Source organism: Sphingopyxis italica (assembly GCF_011926545.1).
Classification (GTDB): domain Bacteria; phylum Pseudomonadota; class Alphaproteobacteria; order Sphingomonadales; family Sphingomonadaceae; genus Sphingopyxis; species Sphingopyxis italica.
This window is the reverse complement of record NZ_JAATIT010000005.1, coordinates 115037-138212: the sequence shown is the minus strand read 5'-3', so window position 1 is coordinate 138212 and position 23176 is coordinate 115037. Positions and strand designations below refer to the sequence as shown.

Below are 23176 nucleotides of genomic sequence, written 5' to 3'. Positions count from 1 at the left end.
CTGCTCTTCTGAAAACCTCGTCCGCTTCATCTGTCCGTCCTTCCTTCAAGGCCGGACTCTAATCACAGTTGGAGGAAAATCAGGGGGTCACGTCAATCGGCCTCCCCATTTCATCTGATATTTTTGATATTGGGGAATTTTCGGATGCGCAAATCGTCGAGTATTTGTCAAAACGGAATATTACTCACTCTCTACCTATATGGCTTCCGAGGAGACCTTTGCTTATAGGTTATTTGGCGGCGAGTGGCATCCTAGACGAAATGATCGATTCCAATGAAGATAGCCCCGCAATTGGCTGGGATTACCTGATTTCAAGGATTTGCGCCCGAGAGGTAAAACAGGTCGCCGATGTGGCGGTAGAGCCCGAAACGCTCAGGACGATGCTTGAGCGCTTGGCAACAGTCGCTCGGTCCAAAGAAAACGGCCGAGGCCCCTTAGACTCAGATGCAATAGCTTCGGCGTTCCGCGACGCATTTGGTCAAAGTCCGAACGAGAGAACTCAGGTATTGCTATTGCGCCTGCCCGGGCTCGCATCTGTTCCCGGCAGTGAGAACTCTCGGGAGTTTATCGACGACGATCTAACCGACGCATGTCGCGCCGGAGACGTTCTAAGATTCATCGCAGCGCCGCATGACGACACGGTAGATTTTTCCGAAGCAAGCGTGGAACTTGGCGACATTGGCTCTCAGTTGATTGCGAATAAAACAAAGAATTTGTCTAGTAAGCAGTCATCTCACGCTCTACAAATTTCTTCTGATCGTAGATTTAGTTATCTATCCTTAGATATACTTAAAAGTCTACAGATAAACTCTGCATCATACGAAGGAAATCAAATAAGAATAGTAGATGGCTATTTTAAAGTCATTGAGCTATTAGATTCTTCTGATTTTTCTCGTGTCACATTTTCAGAATGTCTTATTGAAAGTGTTGATATTTTGGCTGGAGAGGGGTCAATTATATCAAGAAATCTTCCGAATTTCGAACGATGTGCAATCGGAACATTATCTGGAGTAAAAGGTCTCGAAGATCTCCCAAAAGGAAAATTTGACGATGGGTGTCAAATTGAAAGGTTTTCTGGAATTGGGAACACGAATGCAGAGATACTAGATTCAGATTTACCGATGAGTGTTAGAGTATTAATGACGATCTTAAAAAAGACATTCTTTCAAGCTGGCGGGGCTCGACAGGAAGCAGCATTGTACAGAGGGCTCGATGTTCGAGCCAAAGCGTATGTTGCTGATATTTTATCCATTTTGCAAAGGAACGGACTTTTACGTCCATCGACCAAAAATGGCCCGACCTTATGGCAGGCTCAACGCGAGAAGATCGTTGAAGCCCGTGCAATCATGGAGGCACCCGTTACAAACAAGTCTTCTGTAATTAGGGAAGTACGGGAATTGTGAGGCGTGTGCGCATGACACTTCCATGACGCTCCCTGTCACAAACACGTCACACAAAAACCCCAAATGGCCCTCAGCGAGTCGCCGCGGGGGTGGTGGCTTGGTTCGGTAACGACCCCCACCACAGGATTGTCCCATGCTGCAGAAATTCGCCCTGATCGCCGGCGCCGCCACAGTCGCGCTGGCGCTGTCCGCGTGTCAGGATCAGGCGTCTTCGGGCGGCGGGGCGCGCGCTTATATCAGCGCGGTCGGGTCTTCGACCGTCTACCCCTTTGCCACCACGGTCGGCGAGAAGTTCGCCGAGGCGACAGGCAACAAGACGCCGAAGATCGACAGCACGGGCACCGGCGGCGGCTTCGAACGTTTCTGCGCCGGCGTCGGCGGCGACACGCCCGACATCGCCAACGCATCGCGCCGGATCAAGAAGAAGGAATTCGACACCTGCGTCGCGAACGGGGTGAAGGACATCGTCGAAGTCCAGATCGGCATCGACGGCATCGCGCTGGGTGAGGCTTCGCGCGGTCCGGGCTTCGAGCTGACCGAAGAGGACGTCTATAAGGCGCTCGCGGCGAACCCCTATGGCAAGCCCAATACCGCGAAGACGTGGCAGGACGTGAACCCCGCGCTTCCCGCGGTCGCGATCTCGGTCTTCGGCCCGCCGTCGACGAGCGGCACTTATGATGCGTTCAAGGAGCTGATCCTCGGCACCGGCTGCGACGCCAACCCGCAAATGAAGGCACTGAAGGACAGCGACAAGGACAAGCATGAGGCGGTGTGCACGACGCTGCGCGGTTCGCCCTATTATGTCGAGCAGGGCGAGAATGATAACCTCATCATCTCGAAGCTCGACAAGAATCCGACCAGCCTCGGCATCTTCGGCTTTTCCTATCTCGACGCGAACAAGGACAAGATCAAGGCGGTGCCGATCCAGGGCGTCGCGCCGACCTATGCGGCGATCGCCGACGGCAGCTATCCCGGATCGCGCCCGCTGTATATCTATGTGAAGAAAGCGCATGTCGGCGTCGTTCCGGGGCTGGCCGAATATGTCGCCGAGTTCCTGAAAGGTGCGGCCGATGGCGGTTATCTGAACGCCAAGGGGCTGATCGTCTCGCCGAAGGACATTGCAGCGACCGCGGCGGCGAACGGCAAGAATATGACGGCGCTGGATGGCAGCGAGCTGAAGTAATTACCCTCCCGCTGGTGGCGGGGCGGGTTCGTTCGTCCGGCCGCCGTTTTTGCTTTCCCCTTCCCCGTTCGTGTCGAGCAAAGTCGAGACACCCATCGGGTCAGCGCATGGTCGAGAGGCATCTCGACTTCGCTCGATGCGAACGGAAATGTGAACCCAGTCCATGAGGACGATGTGACCTTCAACGCCGCCGCCCTTTTGCTTTTGATCGCAGGCCTCGCGCTGATCGGCTGGCTCGCCGGCCGCGCGCGGTCGAACCTGCTCGCCGGCCGCGCGGGGGCGAAGTTGCATTCGCGGCCGCAATATCATGGCTGGTATGTCGCGCTGTGGCTGTTCGCCCCCGCCGCGCTGTTCCTCGCGGTCTGGGCGTCGGTCTCGCCCGCGCTGATCACCAATCAGGTGCTGACGACCGAGGCGGCGGAGAACCTGCCCGAATTCGGGTTCGAGCGCGGCGCGATCCTGTCCGACGCGCGCAATGTCGCGCAGGGGCGACAGGCCGACGTTCGGCTGCCCGCCGCGGCGCCGCTGGTGAAGCCCTATGCCGACGCGAGCCACCAATATGCGTGGATCGGCATCGCGGCGATGCTCGCGTTGGCGCTCGCGGGCGGGCTTTACGCCTTCACGCGCATCCGCCCCGATTTCCGTGCGCGGAGCCGCGTCGAGAAGATCGTGATGATGCTGTTGCTGCTCGCGTCGCTTGTCGCGATCCTGACGACCTTCGGCATCGTGCTGTCGCTATTGTTCGAATCGATCCGCTTCTTCCGCCTCGTCTCGCCCGCCGAGCTGCTGTTCGGCACCCACTGGGCGCCCACCAGCGGGGCGCCGCAGCCCGACACCTTCGGCGGCATTCCTTTGTTCTGGGGCACGGTGCTGATCGGCGCGGTCATCGCGATGATCGTCGCGATCCCGATCGGCATGATGACCGCGGTCTATCTCACCCAATATGCCGCGCCGGCGGTGCGCAAATGGGTGAAGCCTTGCCTCGAGATTCTCGCGGGCGTGCCGACGGTCGTCTATGGCTATTTCGCCGCGCTGACGGTGGCGCCGGCGCTGCGCGAATTCGCGGTAATGCTCGGCATTCCTAACGCCAGCACCGAAAGCGCGCTCGCCGCGGGGATCGTGATGGGGGTGATGATCATCCCGTTCGTCTCCTCAATGGCCGACGACAGCATCAACGCCGTGCCGCAGGCGATGCGCGACGGATCGCTCGCGCTCGGCGCGACGCCGAACGAGACGATCCGTCAGGTGCTGATCCCCGCCGCGCTTCCGGGCGTGATGGGCGGCATATTGCTCGCGGTCAGCCGCGCGATCGGCGAGACGATGATCGTCGTGATGGCGGCGGGCCTGTCGGCGAACATGACCGCCAACCCCTTCGCCAGCGTCACCACGGTGACCGCGCAGATCGTGAAATTGCTCACCGGCGATCAGGAGTTCGACAGCGCCAAGACGCTGGCGGCCTTCGCGCTGGGGCTCGTCCTGTTTATCGTGACCTTGCTCCTCAACATCGCCGCGCTGCGCATCGTCAAAAAGTATCGCGAAGCTTATGAATAGAGAGACCGCCCCCACCGACTGGAAAGGCGCCGTGATGCAAAAGCGCATCGCGGGCCGCTACGCCGCCGAGCGCCGGTTCAGGCTGTTCGGGCTGGGCGCGGTGCTGCTGTCGGGCGCTTTTCTCGCCTTCCTGCTCTTCGTGATGGTCGGCAACGGCGCGCGCGGCTTTACCTATACCAGCGTCGCAGTGCCGATCGATTTCAAGGCCACGCCGCTGACGATCGACACCTCGCGCCTCGGCGATGCCGACGCCGATCAGGTGATCGCGAATGCCGGCCTGTCCGACATCGTCGCCTTTGCCGCCGACGAGGCGCTGGGCGACGGCGGGTCGGCGCTGATCAGCGAAAATGCGTGGAAAGAGGTTCGCAGCGCGATCAAGGACGACCCCGAATTGCTCGACGCCAAGACGGTGTTCGACCTGCCCGCCGCGTCCGAAGTCGACATCATGGCCAAGGAAGGCTCGCGCGGCGCGCTCGGCGCCCGGGTCGCTGCGCTGGAGAAGAACGGCAAGCTGTCGACCGGCATCCACTGGCCCTTCTTCAAGAACGCCGACGCGACCGACCCCGCGGTCGCGGGTATCTGGGGCGCATTGAAGGGATCGGTGCTGACGATCTTCATCGCCTTCCTCATCGCCTTTCCGACCGGGGTGCTCGCGGCGCTGTATCTGGAAGAATATGCGCCGAAGAACCGCTGGACCGACCTGATCGAAGTGTCGATCAACAATCTCGCCGCGGTGCCCTCGATCATCTTTGGCCTGCTCGCGCTCGCGGTGTTCATCAACTGGTTCGGGCTGTGTCAGGCGAGCCCGCTCGTCGGCGGCTTGACGCTCGCGCTGATGACGATGCCCGTGATCGTGATCGCCAGCCGCAACGCGATCAAGTCGGTGCCGCCGTCGATCCGCGACGCCGCGCTGGGTGTGGGCGCGAGCCCGGTGCAGGTGGTGTTCCACCACGTCCTGCCGCTCGCGCTGCCCGGCATATTGACCGGCACGATCATCGGCATGGCACGCGCGTTGGGTGAGACCGCACCGCTGCTCTTGATCGGAATGCGCGCCTTCATCGGCGACGTTCCGGGCGGCGTCTGCTCGCCTTCGACCGTGCTGCCGATGCAGATTTTCCTGTGGTCGGACGAGGTCGACCGGGGCTTTGTCGAGAAAACCTCCGCCGCGATCATCGTGCTGCTTATCGTACTGCTGTCGATGAACGCCTTTGCGATCTACCTTCGCAACAAATTCGAAAAACGCTGGTGAAGCTGACAGGCATGAACATGACCCAAGAAGACCTGACCATTACCGACCCGAAGATGAAGGCGCACGGCGTCAACGTCTTCTATGGCGAGAAACAGGCGATCAACGACGTGTCGATCGACGTCGGCACCGACCTCGTCACCGCGTTCATCGGCCCGTCGGGTTGCGGCAAGTCGACCTTCCTGCGCTCGCTGAACCGCATGAACGACACCGTTGCCAGCGCCAAGGTGACGGGCCGGATCGAACTCGACGGCGAGGATATCTATGCGCCGTCGATGGATGTCGTGCAGCTGCGCGCGCGCGTCGGCATGGTGTTCCAGAAACCGAACCCCTTCCCCAAGTCGATCTATGACAATGTCGGTTATGGCCCGCGCATCCACGGCCTCGCGCCGAACAAGGCCGACCTCGACGTCATCGTCGAACGCGCGCTCGTGCGCGCCGGCCTGTGGGACGAGGTCAAGGATCGCCTCCAGGAAAGCGGCACCGCTTTGTCGGGCGGCCAGCAGCAGCGCCTGTGCATCGCGCGCGCGATCGCGGTCGACCCCGAAGTCATATTGATGGACGAGCCCTGTTCGGCGCTCGATCCGATCGCGACCGCGAAGATCGAGGAACTGATCCACGAACTGCGCGGCAAATATGCGATCGTGATCGTCACGCACAATATGCAACAGGCGGCCCGCGTGTCGCAGCGCACCGCCTTTTTCCACCTCGGGACGTTGGTCGAATATGGCAAGACCACCGACATCTTCACCAACCCGCGGCAGGAACGCACCAAGGATTATATCACCGGCCGCTACGGTTGATCCGTAGCGCAACAGGACGAAAACGATGGCATTAACGAACGATCATACGGTCAAAGCCTTCGACGAGGACCTCAACCGCCTGCGCGGGCTGATCAGCGAGATGGGCGGCCGCGCCGAACAGGCGCTGCTCCAGGCGATGACCGCGCTCAGCAAGGGCGACCTCGACCTCGCGGCGCAAGTCGTGCGCGACGACAAGAAGATCGACGCGCTGGAGGCCGAGGTCGAGCAGCTCGCGGTGCAGACGATCGCGCTGAGGGCGCCGATGGCCGACGATTTGCGCGAGATGATCGCGGCGCTCAAGATCGTCTCGGTCGTCGAACGCATCGGCGATTATGCGAAGAACATCGCCAAGCGCGTCGCGCTGATGGACCAGACGCGGTCGATCGAGGCGATCCCGCTGCTCACGTCGATGTCGTCGATCGTCGCCGAACTGATCCATGATGCGCTCGACAGCTTCGCCGCACGCGACGCCGAACTCGCGGTGCGGGTGACGGTGCGCGACAAGAGTGTCGACGATTTCTACAACAGCATCTTCCGCACCCTCGTCACCTTCATGATGGAAAATCCGAAATATATCTCGGAAAGCGCGCACCTGCTGTTCGTCGCCAAGAATCTCGAACGGATGGGCGACCATGCGACCAATATCGCCGAGATGGTCCATTATGTCGTGACCGGCGAGCGGATGGAGGAACGCGAGCGCGGCGAACAGCCCGAAGATGGCGCCGCGGAGCAGGAGCAAGGTTGATGCCGCAGCCCGACCTGCTGCTGATCGAGGATGACGAGGCGATCGCCGAACTCATCGTCTGGCATTTCGCCCGCGAAGGCTTCTCGGTTCGGCAGACCCCCGACGGCGAACAGGCGCTGATCCTCGTCGAGGAACGCGTCCCCGACATCGTCCTGCTCGACTGGATGATCGAGAGCCTGCCCGGCATCGAGGTCTGCCGGCGCCTCCGCCGCAACCCGAAATCAGCGAACGTGCCGATCATCATGCTCACCGCGCGCGGCGAGGAAGAGGACCGCATCCGCGGGCTCGAGACCGGCGCCGACGATTATGTCACCAAGCCGTTCAGCCCGCGCGAGCTGGTCGCGCGCGTCCAGGCGGTGCTCCGCCGCCTGCGTCCCGCACTCGCGGGCGAGATGCTGAACTATGCCGATATCGAGCTCGATTCGGTCGCGCACAAGGTCGTGCGTGCGGGTCAGATCGTCGCGATGGGGCCGACCGAGTTCCGCCTGCTCCGCCATTTCATGGAGCATCCGGGCCGGGTGTTTTCGCGCGGACAGCTGCTCGACAGCGTTTGGGGCCAGGACAGCGATATCGAACTGCGCACCGTCGACGTCCATATCCGGCGCCTGCGCAAAGCGATCAACCTGCCGGGCACGAGCGACATCATTCGCACCGTGCGCTCCGCAGGCTATGCGCTGGATGCGGGGAAGAGTATTTAAATATTCGCCGCGACCGGTTTCGGCCGGAACACGACATTTTATATCTCGTCACCCTGAACTTGTTTGGCGCCTATCCCCTTCGCATACGTGAATTGACGAATGCCGGTGGTTATGCGTAGTCTACCCCGCGAGGGGGAAAGTGATGGCAGTATTCGAGAAGATGCGCGTGTCGTTGGCGCTGGTGGATAAGACGCCGCTATATGGCGAACAAGAAGCGCCAGCGAGATCGCGAAGGGAATTCTTCGAAGATGCCTTTCGTGAACGCCGAGACTTCCTGCCAGCTCGCGGAAAAGCAAAGCTGACATTCTGGCCGATCGCGGCACCCAGCGGGTTCGTTGCAGGATTTTTCGGGCGCGAAATCGTTCAGAAGGGTCACAGCGGACCCGAAACTGCGTTTACCGAAATTCTGATCGAAAACTGGGAGATTTCCCTATTCGTGATGAACGTGGCTGCCGATAGTCAAGTATGCTGGATGCAAATTAAAAGTGATGTTGGCTCGCCTAAATCAATTCTTGAATCATTTCTTAAACATATATCGAAAAAATCATCTTTGAGTGAGTGGACTCCTCATGTAAAATACATGGACACTGATGGTTTTTATTGGGAAGCCGTTCGAGCGAATAAGGACGTTCTAACAAAGCTAGAGTTTACGTTCATTCCGCCTAACGCCCTTAACCTGCGCGATACGGTTGGTATTTTTACCCGCCTAGCGAATGAGCAGGTGCATCCCGATACCATCACTCACACTTACCGGGCGCCTCCTGGTCAGATGGAACCGGAATCGGAGCTCGCCGGAGCGAGTGCGGAAATTGCGATGGAAGGCGGCGGCGAGGCAAAGGCGTTCGCAGGAAAGAAAAAGGTCTATGATTCTAATGATGACCGGACCCGAGAAGAGGTAGACGATGACGACTTGCCAACACCCTCGCAACCGTCGTTCATTCGGCGGGTAATAGACAGACTATGGCCTACGTAATCCGATGGTGCGGCCTCATAGGCCTAGCAACCTTGGTCATTGCCCTGACCGTGGTGCATCCTCACGTGCTCGCGGCAAACGAGTTTTTGCACGCGTTTGTTTCACATGAGATGCTGGCGCTCCTGATCGTCATTCTGACCATAACTCTAGCATCGATCGGAAACATACATCTTACGCTCTCGCGGATCGTGCGGCGCTTCAAGAGTCACGCCGACGGTGAATTGGCCGCCGCTCCGGCGCGTCAGGAGTTGGACTCTAACGCATGGTCGCTTTTTTGGGCATTTGTTGCGTGTGTCGTTGTTCTGCTGATAAAAGGGGGCTTCCCGACCGACGTCTACATCGTGTCGCTGATGAACGGTTTTGCTCTGATAATTCTGGCTTTCAATATGGCGGTTCTGCACGATATTTATTCGACGGTTTTTGATTTGGTGCGGCAGGATAGCACTTCCGATGAACACAAGCCCGACGCATAAGCCCTACTCGCTTCGCAAGGCGAGAGAGGACGGTAGCGTTGATCAGTTCGCCGCCGACCATGAAGCCGATCCCCCCGGCGACGAAGCCGCGCTTATCGCGACTTTGCAGTCAATGGCCGGAAAGTCGAAAGAAGCTCCGGAAGCATCGACGCCGGATCATTGCGACGATTGAAGCGGAATTCGAATTCCTTGGCATAGCGGCCAAGATATTTCGGGCTGACGCTAACGTGGGTGCCGCTGATCGAGCATTTCAGGTGGCGCCAGAAACCCTCGATTGCATTGACGCTGGCGCCGTTTGAAGCGGCGTATTGGCCTTTGTTGTGCTGGACCGTCATGTGGTCGTAGCCAAGCTGATTGAGGAAGCGATAGCTACCAAACTCGTCGGTCGCGATGGTCGTGCCGATCGTCACGTTCGCCTGAATGAGGGCTTCCATAGGCTTGCGGTGGCGGCTCGAAACGACCTGCGTAACCACGTCGCCGCCGCGTTCGAGCATCCCGACAACAACCGTCTTGTTGCCCTTGTAGCCGCTGCCCTTGCCCGAAACCGATCCGCCAACCAGCGTTTCGTCGATCTCGACAATCACACCTTCGCCGCCAACTGGGCCGCTACCATCAACGTCTGCCATGTGCTGACGAATGAGCGTCGCCATGCGCCATGCCGTTTTGTAGGTGACACCTAGCTGGCGTTCCAATTCCTTCGCGCTGACACCGTGCCGCGTCGTCGTGAACAGGTGGATCGCATAGAACCAAAGCTGCAACGGGGTGCGGGTCTGTTCGAACGGGGTGCCGACAGTCGGGTGAAGGTGATGGCCGCACCACTGGCACGAATACGCGCGCTCGGCTTTGATGCGATACCAGTTCGAAGGGCGCTCGCATGACGGGCACTCGAAACCCTGCCCAAAGCGGACGTTGAACAGGTGCGTCAGACAGGTTTCATCGTCCGGAAAGAGACGGAAAAACTGGGTGGTTGTTAGGGGCTTCTTGCTCATGCCCCAGTATATACGTCATTCCGTTACGTATGTAAAGGGGATAGATGCCAACTTGTTTCAGGGTCCATGGCCCGGCCGTTTCCTTCGACGCTGCGCGGGATTGGAGGTCAGGCCATGGATGCTGAAACAAGTTCAGCATGACGAAAAATATACGACCGCTCCCCACCCCAAACCTGCCATCCCGATCAGAACACCAGTTGCGCACGCACTCCGAAACTGTCGACGCCATAGCTGCGGTCGGCGCCAACCGGGATGACCGCGTCGCGATATTGCAACCGCGCATAGTTGACCATGAAGCGGACATAATCGATCGGATTCCAGATCAGCGACGCCATATAGCCGTCCTGCTTGCCGCCGACGATGCCGTCGTCGTTGAGGTCGAGATGGTCGTAACGCAGATTGACCTGCCAGGCGCCGATCCCGCCGCTTCCCACCGGCTTCTTCACCTTGATCCCGCGGAACATGCCGCCGCGATAGGACCGCGTATCGTCGGTCAGATACAGACCGGCCTCGACCGCGCCGCCGAAAAATTCGGGGTCGGCAAACCCGATCCGCGTGACCTTTTGCCAATAGGTCTCGGCAGCGGCGTGCCAACGGCCGCGAACGACCGCCGCTTCGAGACCAAAGCCGCTCTCGGAATCGGCATCCATTTCGGGCGTCGAGATGAAGCGGACGTCGGCATTGTGGATCAGCGGGCGCTGGCGATAGCGAATGGATTCGACGCTGTCGCCGATGCGCCGCCAATGCGCCGACGCGCCGAGATGCAATTGCGTCTTGCCCAGCTTCGGCGCGAAGACGATACGGCCGTCGGTGCTGATCCCGTCATTGCCGCTGTCCAGCGCCTCGAAATTGTCGGTGAACACCCCGCCCTGCAGCAGCAGCGCGTCCTTGGCATATTCCACCGACACGCCGACGCGCCGGGTGAAGCCGAACGCGTCGGTAAAGGCCGCGCGCTCGATAAAGCTGGTGTCGTTGCTGCTCGACAATTCCTCGAGCCCCTGAAAATTATTATGCTGCCCGACCGTCAGTTTCAGCGGCCCATGCTCATAGGCCAGCAGCGCATCGGTCACCTCGACGTCGCCGGACGCGAAATCGGCCTCGAGCTTATATTCGAAGCCGCCGGGGATCGTGCCCTCGACGCCCAGCCGCGCGCGGCGCAGTTCGTTCGTAAAGCCCAGCGCGGGGTTGGATACCGCGGACGGCGCGCCGACGTAACCCGCATCGATCAATATCCGCCCGCGCGGCTTGAAGCTCCAGCCGCTTTCTGTGCTGATTACGGGCGCGCCCTTCCACTTCACTTCGGTTGTCGACGATGGGGCTGGAGCCGGCGTGGGCACAGGAACCGGCGGGGGCGACGCCTGATCGAGACGCGCTTCGAGCGTTTCCACCTTGGCCCGCAGCGCCGTCAGCTCGGCGCGCAGCGCGGTCGCTTCCTCGGCGCTCATCGCCTGCGCATGAGCCGTTGTCGGCAGACTGAACATCGACGTCGCCAACAAGGCGGCGACCAGGGCGTGGCGCATGAACGAAAGCTCCATTGCGAAAAGGTGACTGTTCGATGGCGCAATATTGCTGGATTGTTTCAGAAATGCGTCATCGAAATGACGCTTTGGCGACAATCGCCCTTTTTCCGGCGCAACCATCCCCCCTTGCCTGCCCCGGACGAACGGCTAAGGACGGTCGCGTTTTTATTGGCAACTGTTCAACTTTTTCCGGGAGACCACCATGACGATCAAATTTGACGGCCGCGTTGCCATTGTCACCGGCGCCGGCGGCGGTCTGGGCCGTGCCTATGCGCTCGAACTCGCACGGCGCGGCGCGAAAGTGGTCGTCAACGACCTCGGCGGATCGCGCGACGGCACCGGCCATTCGGATGCCGCGCTGCAGGTCGTCGAGGAAATCCGCGCCGCCGGCGGCACCGCCATGTCCAACGGCGGCAGCGTCACCGAATATGAGCAGATGGTCGAGATGGTCGCCAAGGCCAAAGAGGAATGGGGCGGCGTCCATGTCCTGATCAACAATGCCGGCATCCTGCGCGACAAGAGCTTCGCCAAGATGGAACCCGCCGATTTCGACCTGGTGCTGAAAGTGCATGTCAGCGGCAGCGCCAATGTCACCAAGGCATGCTGGGAAACGATGCGCGAACAGGCCTATGGCCGCATCCTGATGACCGCCTCCTCGACCGGCCTCTACGGCAATTTCGGGCAGGCCAATTATGGCGCGGCGAAGCTGGGCCTCGCGGGGCTGACCAAGACGCTCCACCTCGAAGGCGCGAAATATAACATCCGCTGCAACACGATCGCGCCGGTCGCGGGCACGCGGATGACCGAGGATATCTTCCCCGCCGAATTGTTCGAAAAATTCACGCCCGAGAATGTCGTCCCCGCCGCGCTCTATCTGGTCAGCGAGGATGCGCCGACCAACATGATCGTCGGTGCGGGCGCGGGCGCGTTCCACGCCGCCTATGTCACCATGACCCCCGGCGTCGCGCTTCCCGAAGACGAACGCACGCCCGAAGGCGTCGCCGCGGCGTGGGAAAAGATCATCGACCGTAATGGCGAGACCGTCCCGCAGTCGGGCAGCGAACAGTCGATGGCGGTGATGAAGGCGTTGCAGGCGCTGGGCTGAGCCATCGATCCATGGGTATCGCCGACGAAACCGGCGATACCCATGGCGACATCAATGCCGCGCAACCGCGCCGTCGGCCAGATGCACGGCCGCAACCGGCACGGCCAGCTTCGCGCCATGCTGGCTTATGATGCCCGCGATCTTCAACAGCAGGTCTTGCTTGACGCGCATATAATCCGTGTAAGCGGTAATCGCGCCCGACGTGTAAGCATATAAATACAGCTTCAAAGAATATTCGCCGTAACTGTCGAACCTGAAAATCAGATAGTCTCCCATTTCAGGATGTTCTTCCAGCATATCGTTGACGTCCGCAACAATGGCGGAAACCTTGTCTATATCTTCCAGGCGCACATACACATATTCCGAAACCTGGCGGAACGACATGCGCGAATGATTGACGATCGTCTCGGTGTTGAACTTGGCGTTGGGGACGAAGAAGGGCTTGCCGTTCCAATCGAGAATCCGGGTCGCCCGCCAGCCGATATGCTGGACCTCGCCCGCCTGCCAACCGATATATCCGCCCGTCGAGGGCGTTCCGGGGAATACGATATGATCGCCGACCTTGAATGGACGGCTGGCGTAAATCGTGGCGCCGCCCAGCAGGTTCGCGACCAGCCCCTGCGCCGCGAAGCCCAGCGCGATGCCGGCGACACCGCCGAAAGCGAGCAGGCTTGTGATCGAAAAGCCGAGCGTCTGCATCATCACCAGCGCGGCGATCACGACGATCGCGGCGGTGACGGACTTGCCGATGGCATCGGCCGCAGTTTCGTCAAAATCCGATCCTTGCGCCTTCGCGCGGCCGTGCAGATTCTCCCTGACCTGCCGCGCCAGTCGGATCAGGAACCAGGCCGCTATGCCGACGGTCGCCACATCGCGCACCGGCGGAAACATCTCGGCGAGAAGCGGCATCCGTCCGTCGGTGGTCAGCACGCTCGCGGCGATGCTCAAACCGATAACCCACACGATACATTGAAGCGGCGCATTCAGCGCCCCGAGGATGGCGTCGCGCCATGCGTGCTCACTATCGCGCGGGCGATTATAATGTTTGCGCAGGACAAGGTGGATGACCAGCGTCGCGATCAGCGCACCGAGCAGGATGAAGATGAGGTAAGCCAGGTTTTGCCAGTGATTGTAAAATTCGGTGACCGTAGTTCTTAAAAAATCCAAACCTTGCGACTCCTTGCTTGGGTGGTTTGCGGCAATTTCGCCCCCGAGTTTTCTAATCGTCCGGCGGGCGTGTTGCCGCCGTCGGCCTGGCGCATCGCTCAGGCCATTTCGATATCGCGTCTTCTCGTGGGATGGACCATTGGATCAAATTTGGCATGGGCCGTCAACCGCAGGTGCGGACGCAAGTGACGGCCTCCGCCCGCGCCACGCTGTATTGACTCACTAACACGCCCGTGCGATAAGAGCTGCGGGGCAAGGGGATCGGACAAAAAGGACGACCCCGATGTATAGTGAAAGCGACCTGCAAGCCGCGGTCGATGCAAAGGTATTGACGCCGGAGGCCGCAACGGCTTTCCGGTCGCATATCGCATCGGTGCGCGCCGCCCCCGGAGCGGACGAGGAATCATTCCGCCTCATCACCGGCTTCAACGATATTTTCGTCAGCATCGCGGCGGTCATCCTGCTCGTTGCGGTCGGCTGGATCGGCGCATCGATCCATACCGCGCTCGGCGGCGCCTTCGTTGCCGCCTCGGCGTGGTTCCTTGCCGAATATTTCACCCGCAAACGCCGCATGGCGCTGCCGAGCATCGTGCTCGTGCTCGCCTTTTCGGGCGGCGTCTTCGCGACGATGGTCGGTTTTATCGTCAAACATGGCGAGGATATTTTCGGGCATAGCCCCAGCGAAACCGTCGGCGCGGTCTTGGTGGGCGCGATGGCGCTGATCACCGCCGCGGCCACTTGGGCGCACTGGAAACGCTTCATGGTGCCGATCACCGTCGCCGCCGGCACCGCCGCGCTCGCGGCGACCGCGGTGGCGCTCGTGCTCGCGATCACCGGAATGCCCAGTCCCGACGGCACGCTGCCGATGGTGCTCGTGCTCATCGCCGGGCTCGGCGTCTTCACGCTCGCCATGTGGTGGGACCGCAGCGACCGGGTGCGTCAGACGCGGCGCAGCGATGTCGCCTTCTGGCTCCACCTGCTCGCCGCGCCGATGATCGCGCATCCGATCTTCCACCTGCTCGGCGTCACCGATGGCGGCAATATCGGCAGCGGCGCCGCGGTGCTCGTGATCGGCGTGTATATCCTGTTCGGGCTGATCGCGCTCGCGATCGACCGCCGCGCGCTGCTCGTCTCGGCGCTCGCCTATGTGCTCTTCGCGATGACGCAGCTGTTCCGCACCTTTGGCGCGGTCGAGCTCAACGTCGCGCTGACCGCCTTCGTCATCGGATCGGCGCTGCTGCTGCTCTCGGCCTTCTGGCAGAATGCGCGTGCGGTCGTCGTCGGCGTCCTGCCCGACGATCTGGCGAACCAGCTGCCCGCGACCGTCCGCACCGCCGGCGGCGCGGCGCAAGCATAACAGGCCTACTGACGCACCGGCTTCCACCTTGCGAGCCGGTTTTCTAGGGCCCCGGCCAAACGGCCGGGGCCCCTTTTTCGTCGCCACCGTCCCGGTCCGCCGGACACCCGGAAATGATTCGCCCCCTTGCCTGAACGGTGAGGCACGGTATGAGAAGCGCGGATCCGCGGGGCCAAGCATCCTGTGGACCGTGCTTTCGTCTATGCCGCAACGGCGAGGCGTTCGTGCAGCCAGCAACACGGCGCGGACGGGCGGGTCCGGGTCAGGAAATGTGCCCCTCTCCCAGGTGAAGCGATGACACCGCCGAACATATTGATGGTCGAGGATGATCCTCCGATCCGAACGCTGACCGCGCGCGCGCTTCAGGAACATGGCTATATCGTCCGCACCGCGGGCACCGCGCCGCAGATGTGGGACGCGCTGAGGGCGGCGCCCGCAGACCTGTTGCTGCTCGACATCATGCTGCCCGGCACGTCGGGGATCGACATCTGCCGCGAAGTCCGGCGGACGAGCGACGTTCCGATCATCTTCCTGTCCGCGAAAGGGACCGAGACCGACCGGATCGTCGGCCTCGAGCTGGGCGCCGACGATTATCTCGCGAAACCGTTCGGCGTCCGCGAGCTCGTCGCGCGCGTGCGCGCCGTGCTGCGCCGCCACGCGATCGAGCGTCCGGTGGCGGACCGCGAACGCGGCCTGATCCGCTTCGACGACTGGACCGCCGACCTGCCCCGACGCCAGCTCACCTCGCCCGATGGCGCCGCGGTGGAGCTGACCGGCGCCGAATTCGACCTGCTCGTCAGCCTCTGCGACAATGCCCAGCGCGTCATCGCGCGCGAGCGGCTGATCGAATTGTCGCGCACCCGGCTTGGCGACAGTTCGGATCGCAGTATCGATGTGCTGATCAGCCGCCTGCGACGCAAATTGTCGAACCCCGGCAAGCCGGCGCCGATCGTCACCGTTCGCGGCATCGGCTATATGCTCAACGTCCCCGTGGAGCGGCTTTGAGCCTGTTTGAAAAGCGCGGGTTCGGCCTGTTCGGACAGATCGTCGCAATCCTGTTCGCCGCGGTGCTGCTCGAAAGCGCCGCGAGCATCTTCCTCTATGAGCGCGCGAGCCAGTTTTCGATCAACGGCGACAAGGCGCGGCGGCTTGCCGAGCACCTCGTCCTGTCGGGCAAGCTGATCGAGGAAGCGCCGCGGTCGCAGCGCGACACGGTGGCGTCGGAACTCACGACGACGCGCTATCATCTCGTATGGCAGGAACGGCTGGTCAATCCGCCGCCGGTGTCGCCAAAGCTCAACCAGATCACCAAGCAGATCCTCGACTGGGAGCCCGAGATCCAGGATCGCGACCTGCGCCTCTATCTTCAGTCGCCGGGGCTGCACAGCACCATATCGGGCGCGATCCGGCTGAACGACGGGAGCTGGGTCAGCTTCAGCGCGCGCGATCATGTCCGCAAGCTCGACCTGACGCTGTTCCGGACCTTGCAGACGCTGGTTCCGGCGATCGCGCTCGTGCTGCTCGCCAGCCTGCTCATCCGCCACACGCTCCGCCCGATGCGCGACCTGACGCGCGCGGCCGAAACGCTCGGCAAGCGCGATTTCGTCGACGTCCCGCTGCGCGGCCCGGCGGAGGTTCGAAAGGTCATCGACGCTTTCAACGATATGCAGCACCGCATCACCGCGATGATCGCCGACCGCACCCAGGCGCTCGCGGCGGTCGGGCATGATTTCCGTACGCCGCTCGCGCGGCTGCGACTGCGCGCCGACAGCGTCGCCGATCCCTCCGTCGGGTTCGCGATGGAGCAGGACATCGGCGAGATGGAGCGCATGATCGACTCGCTGCTCGCGTACCTCTCGGGCGATATCGACGATCCGACCGAACCCGTGGCGCCGACCGACATCGCGGTGATGTGCGCGACGGCCGCCGACGAGGCGACCGACCGGGGGCATCACGTCCGCTATGCCGGGCCCGACCATCTGGTGCTGCCCGTCCATGGCATCGCGATGAAGCGCGCGCTCCTCAACCTCGTCGGCAATGCGCTGCGCTTCGGGAGCGAGATCGAGGTGCGGCTGCGCAGCGGCGAGCGAAACATTGAAATAGAGGTCGCCGACGACGGCCCCGGCATCCCCGAACATCTGCGCGAGGAAGCCATCCAGCCCTTCGCGCGGCTCGACAGCGCGCGGACGCGCGACACCGGCGGGTTCGGGCTCGGCCTGTCGATCGTCGACCGCATCGCCCGGATGCACGGCGGCTCGCTCGAACTGGACCGGAGCCACCTCGGCGGTTTGGCCGCACGCCTGCGCCTTCCTGTCGGCTGAGAAACATTTCGTTACATTAACGCTGCACCGCAGCAAAGTTCGATCGCCATGTGCGTGAAACCAACCAGCAAGGAGTGGTTTCATGAACGACCTCATCGGACGCGTGTTCGATTTCGAAAAGCGCGTCTTCCCCAGCCGCACCGACCTGTTCGCAAAGCTTGTCGCCGACGGCCAGAGCCCGAAGGCGCTGATGATCTCCTGCGCGGACAGCCGCGTGGCGCCCGAACATGTCATGCAGGCGGAACCCGGCGACATGTTCGTCTGCCGCAACGCCGGCAACATCGTCCCGCCCTTTGCGACGCAAAATGGTGGCGTGTCGTCGACGGTCGAATATGCCGTCGCGGCGCTGGGTGTGCGCGACATCATCGTCTGCGGCCATTCGGACTGCGGCGCGATGAAGGCGCTGATGAACCCGCACATGATGGAAGGCATGCCGAACGTTGCCGCATGGCTGCGCCACAGCCACGCCGCCGAACATGTCGTGCGTTCGGGTTATACCGACCTTGACGATGCCGGCCTCGTCCGCGCTGCCAGCCTCGAGAATATCGTCGTTCAGCTCGCGCATCTGCGCACCCATCCGTCGGTCGCGGCGGGTATCGCGCGCGGCGAGATTTCGCTGCACGGCTGGTTCGTCGACATTCACCTCGGCGAGGTGATGGGTCTCGACGGCGCCAGCGGGCAGTTCGTTCCGATCCGCGCCAACGAGCCCCTGCCCGTCGCGCTCGCCGCCGCGCAGCGCCTCGCGATGCACCAGCGCCCGGCGCAGGCGGCCTGAACATGGCGAGCCAGGCTCTCCCCGCCAGCTCGGCCAGCGGCTTTTCGCGCGATTTCGCGGCGTCGATCGTCGTGTTTCTCGTCGCGATGCCGCTGTGCATGGGCATCGCCGTCGCCTCCGGACTCCCGCCCGAAAAGGGCCTGATGACAGGCATCATCGGCGGGCTCGTCGTCGGCATGATCGCCGGATCGCCGCTCCAGGTCAGCGGCCCCGCCGCCGGCCTCGCGGTGATCGTTTTCGAACTCGTCCGCACGCAGGGCGCCGGGGCGCTTGGCCCCATCCTGCTCATCGCGGGCGCCGTCCAGCTGATCGCGGGCGTGGCGAAACTCGGCGGCTGGTTCCGTGCGATTTCGCCCGCGGTCGTCCACGGCATGCTCGCCGGCATCGGCGTGCTGATCGTCATCGGCCAGTTCCACGTCCTGTTCGACGCCAAACCCTTGGCAAGCGGCCTTGAAAATATCGCCGCGATGCCGGGGCGCCTGCTCGGGCTCGACGCCGCCAGCCCCGGCGGCGCCGAACTGGCGCTGGTGATCGCCGGCATCACGATCGGCATCATGCTCGCGTGGGAAAAATGGCGTCCGGCGTCGATGCGCCTCGTCCCCGGCGCGCTGCTCGGCGTCGTGGCCGGAACGGTGACCGCACTCGTTCTGGATATGAACGTGGCGCGCGTCGAAGTGCCCGACTCGATCCTCGCCGCGATCACCCCGCCGACCGCCTTCGCCAGCTGGCTGACCCCGGAAATCATTGCCGCCGCCGTCGCGGTCGCCTTCATCGCCAGCGCCGAGACATTGCTGTCGGCGGCGGCGGTCGACAAGATGCACGATGGTCCGCGCAGCGATTTCAACAAGGAACTGCGCGCGCAGGGCGTCGGCAACATGCTGTGCGGCGGCGTCGGCGCGCTGCCGATGACGGGCGTCATCGTCCGCAGCTCGGCCAACGTCCAGGCGGGCGCCGTGTCGCGCCGATCGACGATCCTGCACGGCGTGTGGATCCTCGCCTTCGTCGCGCTGCTTCCGTCGGTGATGCGCGCGATGCCGATGGCGACGCTCGGCGCGGTGCTCGTCGTGACCGGCTGGCGGCTGGTCAAGCTCGACCATGCGCGCGAGTTGCTCAAGCATCACGGCGTGCTGCCGGTGGTCATCTGGGCGACGACGCTCGTGCTCGTGGTCGCGGTCGACCTGCTCACCGGCGTGATCGTCGGCATTCTCTTCTCGCTCGTCGAACTCATCCCCCATGTCCGCCGCCTGCGGCTCAAGGTGGATCATTCGGACAATGAAGATGGCACGCGCGTCAGCCTGTCGGGCGCGGCGACCTTCGTCCAGCTTCCCAAGCTGGAAGACACGCTGGGCGCGATCCCGCGCGACAGGGCGGTCACGATCGACTGCGGCCGGCTGTCGGGGCTCGATCACAGCTGCGCGGAATTGCTGCGCGACTGGGTCGAACGCCGCAAGAAGCATGGCAGCCCGACGGTGCTGCTGGGCGACGACAAAAGGCTGCGGCGCCTCGCGGCAGCCTAGCAAGCTCCCTTACGGGAGGAACGGGTGTGGGTCAGGCGACCAGAGAGAGGCCTGATCCACACTCGCCGTTGGGGCGGCGCTGCGACAGCAGCCTTCCCAATTGAATCGTCATCCCGGCGAAGGCCGGGATCTCACCCTATCGCTTTAACGCACCGGCGAGATCCCAGCCTTCGCCGGGATGACGGCGTGGGGGCGCCGTCAGTCGCCGACGAGCTTCATCAGCTTGCGTTCGACGGGAGCGAGCACATTCGAAAGCTCGTCCCCGCGTTTCAGGACCGCCCCGGCTTCGGACACAAGCGCCCACATGCCTTGACGGCTCCGCAAGGCTGGGCGTTTTTCTATGCGATATTCGGGGCGCTCGGCGGCACGGCGAAAGGCCGAAAAAATGGCGGCGTCGCGGTGGAAGTCCATCGCATAATCGCGCCAATGCCCCGCCGCAACCATCCGGCCGTAAAGGTCGAGGATACGCATGAGTTCAGGGCGCTCGAAACCGGTCTGCTGCGGAACCGCTCTATTTCCGAACGGCAGGGGCGTCACCGTCCCCATCAGGCGCGGGTCCGGCTCCCTTTGCGCCGGGGCGCCTCGTCATCCACGACGCCAAGCTCACGTTCGTCGAGCAAAGCCTTCAGCTGTTTCTGCATCAAATCGAGCTGGCATTGCAGCAATTCGACCTTTTGCGTCGCGGGATCGAAGGTCTCGCTGCACGGCGTGCCATAGGGCACGAATTCACGGGCATATTCGGTCGCATCGAGCAGCGTCGAGCGCGCCGGGATGCCGACCATCACCGCACCCTCGGGCACGTCCTTCGTCACCACGGCGTTCGCGCCGACGCGCGCGCGCGCGTTGACGATCACCGGGCCGAGGATCTGCGCGCCCGATCCGACGATCACGTCGTTGGCGAGCGTCGGATGGCGCTTGCCGCCGATGCCGTTCGCGGGGTCGGTGCCGCCGAGCGTCACGCCCTGATAGATGGAAACATTATCGCCGATCTCGGCGGTCTCGCCGATCACCACGCCAAAGCCGTGATCGATGAACAGATGCGCGCCGATCCTCGCACCCGGGTGAATGTCGATCGCGGTCAGGAAGCGCGAGAGATGATTGATGAAGCGCGCGAGGAAGAACAGCCGCGCCTCGAACAGCCAGTGCGCCACGCGGTGCATGCCGACCGCGAGCAGCCCCGGATAGAGCAATATTTCCCAGCGCGACCGCGGCGCTGGGTCGCGCGCCTTGATCGAATCGAGATAGGCGACCAGCCCGTTGAACATATAATGTCCCCTGCGACCCCGTTTGTTGCGGTCAAGATAGAGGCTCGGGAGCGCCATTTCCAGCCCCGGTGCGTTTTTCCTCGTCAGCGGCCGAAAAGCCCGATGCGCAGGAGGAGCAGGCCTTCGCCGCGAAGATCTCGCGCACCGTCGCAGCGCGCGATCGCACCGGCCCAGCGATCGAGCATCAGGAGTGCGCGGTCGCCGGCAAAATCGCGGCGCTCCGGCGCGCCGAACTCCTTGGCATCGCCCAGTAACGCCCGCGCTTCGGGTTCGGCTTCGACGACCCCGGCGCCCCAAAGAAGACCCCAGCGTTTGCCGCCCGCCCCCGCCCCGCCCGACAGCGCAAAAAGTTGCGCGCCAAAGCTTTCGGACGCCGCGCGCCGTTCAGCGTCGCTCTCGGCCAGCAGCATCGCTTCCGCCGCATCGACGAGCGCGTCGAGCCCGCCCTGCCCCGCCCACGTGCCCTGAAGTTCGGCGAGCAGCGGCTCGCCCTTGGGTAGCGCCTCCGGGTCGGCCGCGATCATCGCCGCCATGTCCCGCCACCAGGCGAGCTTGATTTGCCCGATCAACGGCTCGCGCGCGTCGATGAGCAGCTTGGTCAGCCGCGCCGCGAGTTCCCACAACCCCGCCATGGCCGCGCGCCGCGCCTGCGGCACCGCGACCATGACGCGCGGATCGCGCATGTCGGGATAGAAAGCCGTCTCCGGGTCGTCAGGCGCGATTGCGGACCGCTTTCACGGCCGCAACGACGCGCGGCGTATCGATCAGCGCGGCCTTTTCGAGATTATGCGCATAGGGCAGCGGCACATCCTCGTTGCACACGCGCATGACGGGCGCATCGAGATCGTCGAAGCCATGCTCCATCGCGACCATCGCGAGTTCGCTGGCGATCGAGCAGACCGGCCAGCCTTCCTCGACAATGACGAGATGGTTCGTCTTCTTGAGGCTCGCGAGCACCGTCGCGGTGTCGAGCGGGCGGATCGTGCGGAGATCGATGACCTCGGCGTCGATACCTTCGCCCGCCAGCTGGTCGGCGGCTTCGAGCGCGAGCCCGACGCCGATCGAATAGCTGACGATCGTCACATCGCTACCCTGACGCATGATCCGCGCCTTGCCGATCGGCAGCACGAAATCATCGACGTCGGGAACGTCGAAGCTGCGGCCGTAGAGCAGCTCGTTTTCGAGGAAGACGACAGGGTCTTCGGTGCGGATCGCGGCCTTCATCAGTCCCTTGGCATCGGCGGCGTCATAGGGCGCGATCACGATCAGGCCGGGGACGCTGGCGTACCAGGGCGCAAAATTCTGGCTGTGCTGCGCGCCGACCCGCGCCGCGGCGCCGTTCGGGCCGCGGAACACGATCGGGCAGCGCATCTGGCCGCCCGACATATAGTTGGTCTTCGCGGCCGAGTTGATGATGTGATCGATCGCCTGCATCGCGAAGTTGAAGGTCATGAACTCGATGATCGGCTTCAAACCGCCCATCGCCGCGCCCGCGCCCAAACCGGCGAAGCCATATTCGGTGATCGGCGTATCGACGACGCGCTGCGCGCCGAATTCCTGAAGCAGACCCTGCGTGACCTTGTACGCGCCCTGATATTCGGCGACTTCCTCGCCCATCACGAAGACGCGGTCGTCTTTGCGCATTTCCTCGGCCATCGCATCGCGCAAGGCTTCGCGGACGGTGAGTTTCACCATCGCGGTGCCTTCCGGGATCGCGGGGTCCGATGCGCGCTCGGCGGCGGCGGGGGCGGCAGCCGGGGCGGCGACGGGCGCCGGTGCTTCGGCCTTCGGCTCAGGTGAAGCGGCGGGTGCGGGCGCCGCCGCCGGAGCAGCCGCTTCCTCGCCCTCACCCGTGATCGTCGCGATCACGGTGCCGACCTTCACATTGTCGGTGCCCTCGGCGACCAGGATCTGGCCGATCGTGCCCTCGTCGATCGCTTCGAATTCCATCGTCGCCTTGTCGGTTTCGATCTCGGCGAGAATGTCCCCCGATTTGACCGTGTCACCTTCCTTGACGAGCCACTTGGCGAGCGTGCCTTCTTCCATCGTCGGCGACAGTGCCGGCATCTTCAGTTCGATGGCCAT

General features: G+C 62.7%; 22 protein-coding genes. 15 read left to right on the top strand and 7 right to left on the bottom strand.

The window, feature by feature from the left end; all coding sequences use genetic code 11:
* The first annotated feature begins 260 nt into the window (after window positions 1-260).
* The 9 genes from GGR90_RS17705 to GGR90_RS17665 all read left to right on the top strand — a co-directional run bounded on the left by GGR90_RS17705 (window position 261) and on the right by GGR90_RS17665 (window position 9075).
* Window positions 261-1403 (top strand): hypothetical protein, encoded by a 1143-nt coding sequence (locus GGR90_RS17705; RefSeq protein ID WP_167922723.1) that lies wholly within the window; start codon window positions 261-263, stop codon window positions 1401-1403.
* Window positions 1404-1536: 133 nt separating this feature from the next.
* Window positions 1537-2586: a substrate-binding domain-containing protein gene (locus tag GGR90_RS17700; protein WP_167922722.1), complete on the top strand. Its 1050-nt coding sequence runs from the start codon at window positions 1537-1539 to the stop codon at window positions 2584-2586.
* A gap of 174 nt (window positions 2587-2760) precedes the next feature.
* Complete coding sequence (gene pstC / locus GGR90_RS17695) at window positions 2761-4137, top strand: phosphate ABC transporter permease subunit PstC (protein WP_167922737.1); 1377 nt, start codon at window positions 2761-2763, stop codon at window positions 4135-4137.
* Window positions 4130-5386 (top strand): phosphate ABC transporter permease PstA, encoded by a 1257-nt coding sequence (gene pstA / locus GGR90_RS17690; protein ID WP_167922721.1) that lies wholly within the window; start codon window positions 4130-4132, stop codon window positions 5384-5386. Before pstC ends, pstA begins: the two co-directional genes overlap by 8 nt.
* Window positions 5387-5403: 17 nt before the next feature.
* Entirely contained in the window at window positions 5404-6186 is a 783-nt protein-coding gene (gene pstB, locus GGR90_RS17685) for a phosphate ABC transporter ATP-binding protein PstB (protein ID WP_245198800.1), read from the top strand.
* A gap of 25 nt (window positions 6187-6211) precedes the next feature.
* Window positions 6212-6931, top strand: a complete 720-nt coding sequence (gene phoU / locus GGR90_RS17680; RefSeq protein ID WP_167922720.1) for a phosphate signaling complex protein PhoU — start codon at window positions 6212-6214, stop codon at window positions 6929-6931.
* On the top strand, window positions 6931-7629 hold the full coding sequence (gene phoB, locus GGR90_RS17675; RefSeq protein ID WP_167922719.1) for a phosphate regulon transcriptional regulator PhoB: 699 nt from the start codon (window positions 6931-6933) through the stop codon (window positions 7627-7629). Before phoU ends, phoB begins: the two co-directional genes overlap by 1 nt.
* Window positions 7630-7771: 142 nt before the next feature.
* Window positions 7772-8602: a hypothetical protein gene (locus GGR90_RS17670; RefSeq protein WP_167922718.1), complete on the top strand. Its 831-nt coding sequence runs from the start codon at window positions 7772-7774 to the stop codon at window positions 8600-8602.
* Entirely contained in the window at window positions 8590-9075 is a 486-nt protein-coding gene (locus GGR90_RS17665) for a hypothetical protein (RefSeq protein WP_167922717.1), read from the top strand. The genes GGR90_RS17670 and GGR90_RS17665 overlap by 13 nt, the downstream gene beginning before the upstream one ends.
* 92 nt (window positions 9076-9167) lie before the next feature.
* Here the strand turns inward: GGR90_RS17665 and GGR90_RS17660 are convergent, their stop codons facing one another.
* Both GGR90_RS17660 and GGR90_RS17655 read right to left on the bottom strand, forming a co-directional pair.
* Window positions 9168-10064, bottom strand: a complete 897-nt coding sequence (locus tag GGR90_RS17660; protein WP_167922716.1) for an IS1595 family transposase — start codon at window positions 10062-10064, stop codon at window positions 9168-9170.
* 185 nt (window positions 10065-10249) lie between these two features.
* The gene (locus tag GGR90_RS17655; protein WP_167922715.1) at window positions 10250-11584 is read right to left on the bottom strand and encodes an OprO/OprP family phosphate-selective porin; all 1335 of its coding nucleotides are present in this window, start codon (window positions 11582-11584) and stop codon (window positions 10250-10252) included.
* Between the two features lie 202 nt (window positions 11585-11786).
* Here GGR90_RS17655 and GGR90_RS17650 point away from each other — a divergent pair, with 202 nt between their 5' ends.
* Entirely contained in the window at window positions 11787-12689 is a 903-nt protein-coding gene (locus GGR90_RS17650) for an SDR family oxidoreductase (RefSeq protein WP_167922714.1), read from the top strand.
* Window positions 12690-12740: 51 nt separating this feature from the next.
* Here the strand turns inward: GGR90_RS17650 and GGR90_RS17645 are convergent, their stop codons facing one another.
* On the bottom strand, window positions 12741-13637 hold the full coding sequence (locus GGR90_RS17645) for a mechanosensitive ion channel family protein (protein ID WP_167922713.1): 897 nt from the start codon (window positions 13635-13637) through the stop codon (window positions 12741-12743).
* A gap of 502 nt (window positions 13638-14139) precedes the next feature.
* Between GGR90_RS17645 and GGR90_RS17640 the strand changes: the two genes are divergently transcribed.
* The 5 genes from GGR90_RS17640 (at window position 14140) to GGR90_RS17620 (ending at window position 19826) form a co-directional block, all read left to right on the top strand.
* On the top strand, window positions 14140-15213 hold the full coding sequence (locus GGR90_RS17640) for a hypothetical protein (protein ID WP_167922712.1): 1074 nt from the start codon (window positions 14140-14142) through the stop codon (window positions 15211-15213).
* 294 nt (window positions 15214-15507) lie between these two features.
* The gene (locus GGR90_RS17635) at window positions 15508-16218 is read left to right on the top strand and encodes a response regulator (protein WP_167922711.1); all 711 of its coding nucleotides are present in this window, start codon (window positions 15508-15510) and stop codon (window positions 16216-16218) included.
* Window positions 16215-17534, top strand: coding sequence for an ATP-binding protein (locus GGR90_RS17630; protein WP_167922710.1), 1320 nt, complete (start codon window positions 16215-16217; stop codon window positions 17532-17534). The genes GGR90_RS17635 and GGR90_RS17630 overlap by 4 nt, the downstream gene beginning before the upstream one ends.
* Window positions 17535-17616: 82 nt before the next feature.
* Complete coding sequence (locus GGR90_RS17625; protein WP_167922709.1) at window positions 17617-18309, top strand: carbonic anhydrase; 693 nt, start codon at window positions 17617-17619, stop codon at window positions 18307-18309.
* 2 nt (window positions 18310-18311) lie between these two features.
* Window positions 18312-19826: a SulP family inorganic anion transporter gene (locus GGR90_RS17620; protein WP_167922708.1), complete on the top strand. Its 1515-nt coding sequence runs from the start codon at window positions 18312-18314 to the stop codon at window positions 19824-19826.
* 198 nt (window positions 19827-20024) lie between these two features.
* Here the strand turns inward: GGR90_RS17620 and GGR90_RS17615 are convergent, their stop codons facing one another.
* The 4 genes from GGR90_RS17615 to GGR90_RS17600 form a co-directional block, all read right to left on the bottom strand.
* Window positions 20025-20372: a DUF2794 domain-containing protein gene (locus GGR90_RS17615; protein WP_167922707.1), complete on the bottom strand. Its 348-nt coding sequence runs from the start codon at window positions 20370-20372 to the stop codon at window positions 20025-20027.
* On the bottom strand, window positions 20372-21091 hold the full coding sequence (epsC, locus tag GGR90_RS17610) for a serine O-acetyltransferase EpsC (RefSeq protein WP_167922706.1): 720 nt from the start codon (window positions 21089-21091) through the stop codon (window positions 20372-20374). Before epsC ends, GGR90_RS17615 begins: the two co-directional genes overlap by 1 nt.
* Window positions 21092-21174: 83 nt before the next feature.
* Window positions 21175-21774, bottom strand: a complete 600-nt coding sequence (locus GGR90_RS17605) for a hypothetical protein (RefSeq protein ID WP_245198798.1) — start codon at window positions 21772-21774, stop codon at window positions 21175-21177.
* A gap of 28 nt (window positions 21775-21802) precedes the next feature.
* Window positions 21803-23176, bottom strand: a complete 1374-nt coding sequence (locus GGR90_RS17600; RefSeq protein ID WP_167922705.1) for a pyruvate dehydrogenase complex E1 component subunit beta — start codon at window positions 23174-23176, stop codon at window positions 21803-21805.

Coding starts and splice junctions, on each gene's coding strand:
- phoB (WP_167922719.1), top strand. CDS start 6,931: ATGCCGCAGCCCGACCTGCTGCTGATCGAGGATGACGAGGCGATCGCC.
- GGR90_RS17700 (WP_167922722.1), top strand. CDS start 1,537: ATGCTGCAGAAATTCGCCCTGATCGCCGGCGCCGCCACAGTCGCGCTG.
- GGR90_RS17605 (WP_245198798.1), bottom strand. CDS start 21,774: ATGCGCGATCCGCGCGTCATGGTCGCGGTGCCGCAGGCGCGGCGCGCG.
- GGR90_RS17615 (WP_167922707.1), bottom strand. CDS start 20,372: ATGGGGACGGTGACGCCCCTGCCGTTCGGAAATAGAGCGGTTCCGCAG.
- GGR90_RS17660 (WP_167922716.1), bottom strand. CDS start 10,064: ATGAGCAAGAAGCCCCTAACAACCACCCAGTTTTTCCGTCTCTTTCCG.
- pstB (WP_245198800.1), top strand. CDS start 5,404: ATGACCCAAGAAGACCTGACCATTACCGACCCGAAGATGAAGGCGCAC.
- GGR90_RS17705 (WP_167922723.1), top strand. CDS start 261: ATGATCGATTCCAATGAAGATAGCCCCGCAATTGGCTGGGATTACCTG.
- GGR90_RS17625 (WP_167922709.1), top strand. CDS start 17,617: ATGAACGACCTCATCGGACGCGTGTTCGATTTCGAAAAGCGCGTCTTC.
- GGR90_RS17640 (WP_167922712.1), top strand. CDS start 14,140: ATGTATAGTGAAAGCGACCTGCAAGCCGCGGTCGATGCAAAGGTATTG.
- phoU (WP_167922720.1), top strand. CDS start 6,212: ATGGCATTAACGAACGATCATACGGTCAAAGCCTTCGACGAGGACCTC.
- pstA (WP_167922721.1), top strand. CDS start 4,130: ATGAATAGAGAGACCGCCCCCACCGACTGGAAAGGCGCCGTGATGCAA.
- GGR90_RS17665 (WP_167922717.1), top strand. CDS start 8,590: ATGGCCTACGTAATCCGATGGTGCGGCCTCATAGGCCTAGCAACCTTG.
- GGR90_RS17600 (WP_167922705.1), bottom strand. CDS start 23,176: ATGGCCATCGAACTGAAGATGCCGGCACTGTCGCCGACGATGGAAGAA.
- GGR90_RS17635 (WP_167922711.1), top strand. CDS start 15,508: ATGACACCGCCGAACATATTGATGGTCGAGGATGATCCTCCGATCCGA.
- GGR90_RS17670 (WP_167922718.1), top strand. CDS start 7,772: ATGGCAGTATTCGAGAAGATGCGCGTGTCGTTGGCGCTGGTGGATAAG.
- GGR90_RS17620 (WP_167922708.1), top strand. CDS start 18,312: ATGGCGAGCCAGGCTCTCCCCGCCAGCTCGGCCAGCGGCTTTTCGCGC.
- GGR90_RS17655 (WP_167922715.1), bottom strand. CDS start 11,584: ATGCGCCACGCCCTGGTCGCCGCCTTGTTGGCGACGTCGATGTTCAGT.
- epsC (WP_167922706.1), bottom strand. CDS start 21,091: ATGTTCAACGGGCTGGTCGCCTATCTCGATTCGATCAAGGCGCGCGAC.
- GGR90_RS17650 (WP_167922714.1), top strand. CDS start 11,787: ATGACGATCAAATTTGACGGCCGCGTTGCCATTGTCACCGGCGCCGGC.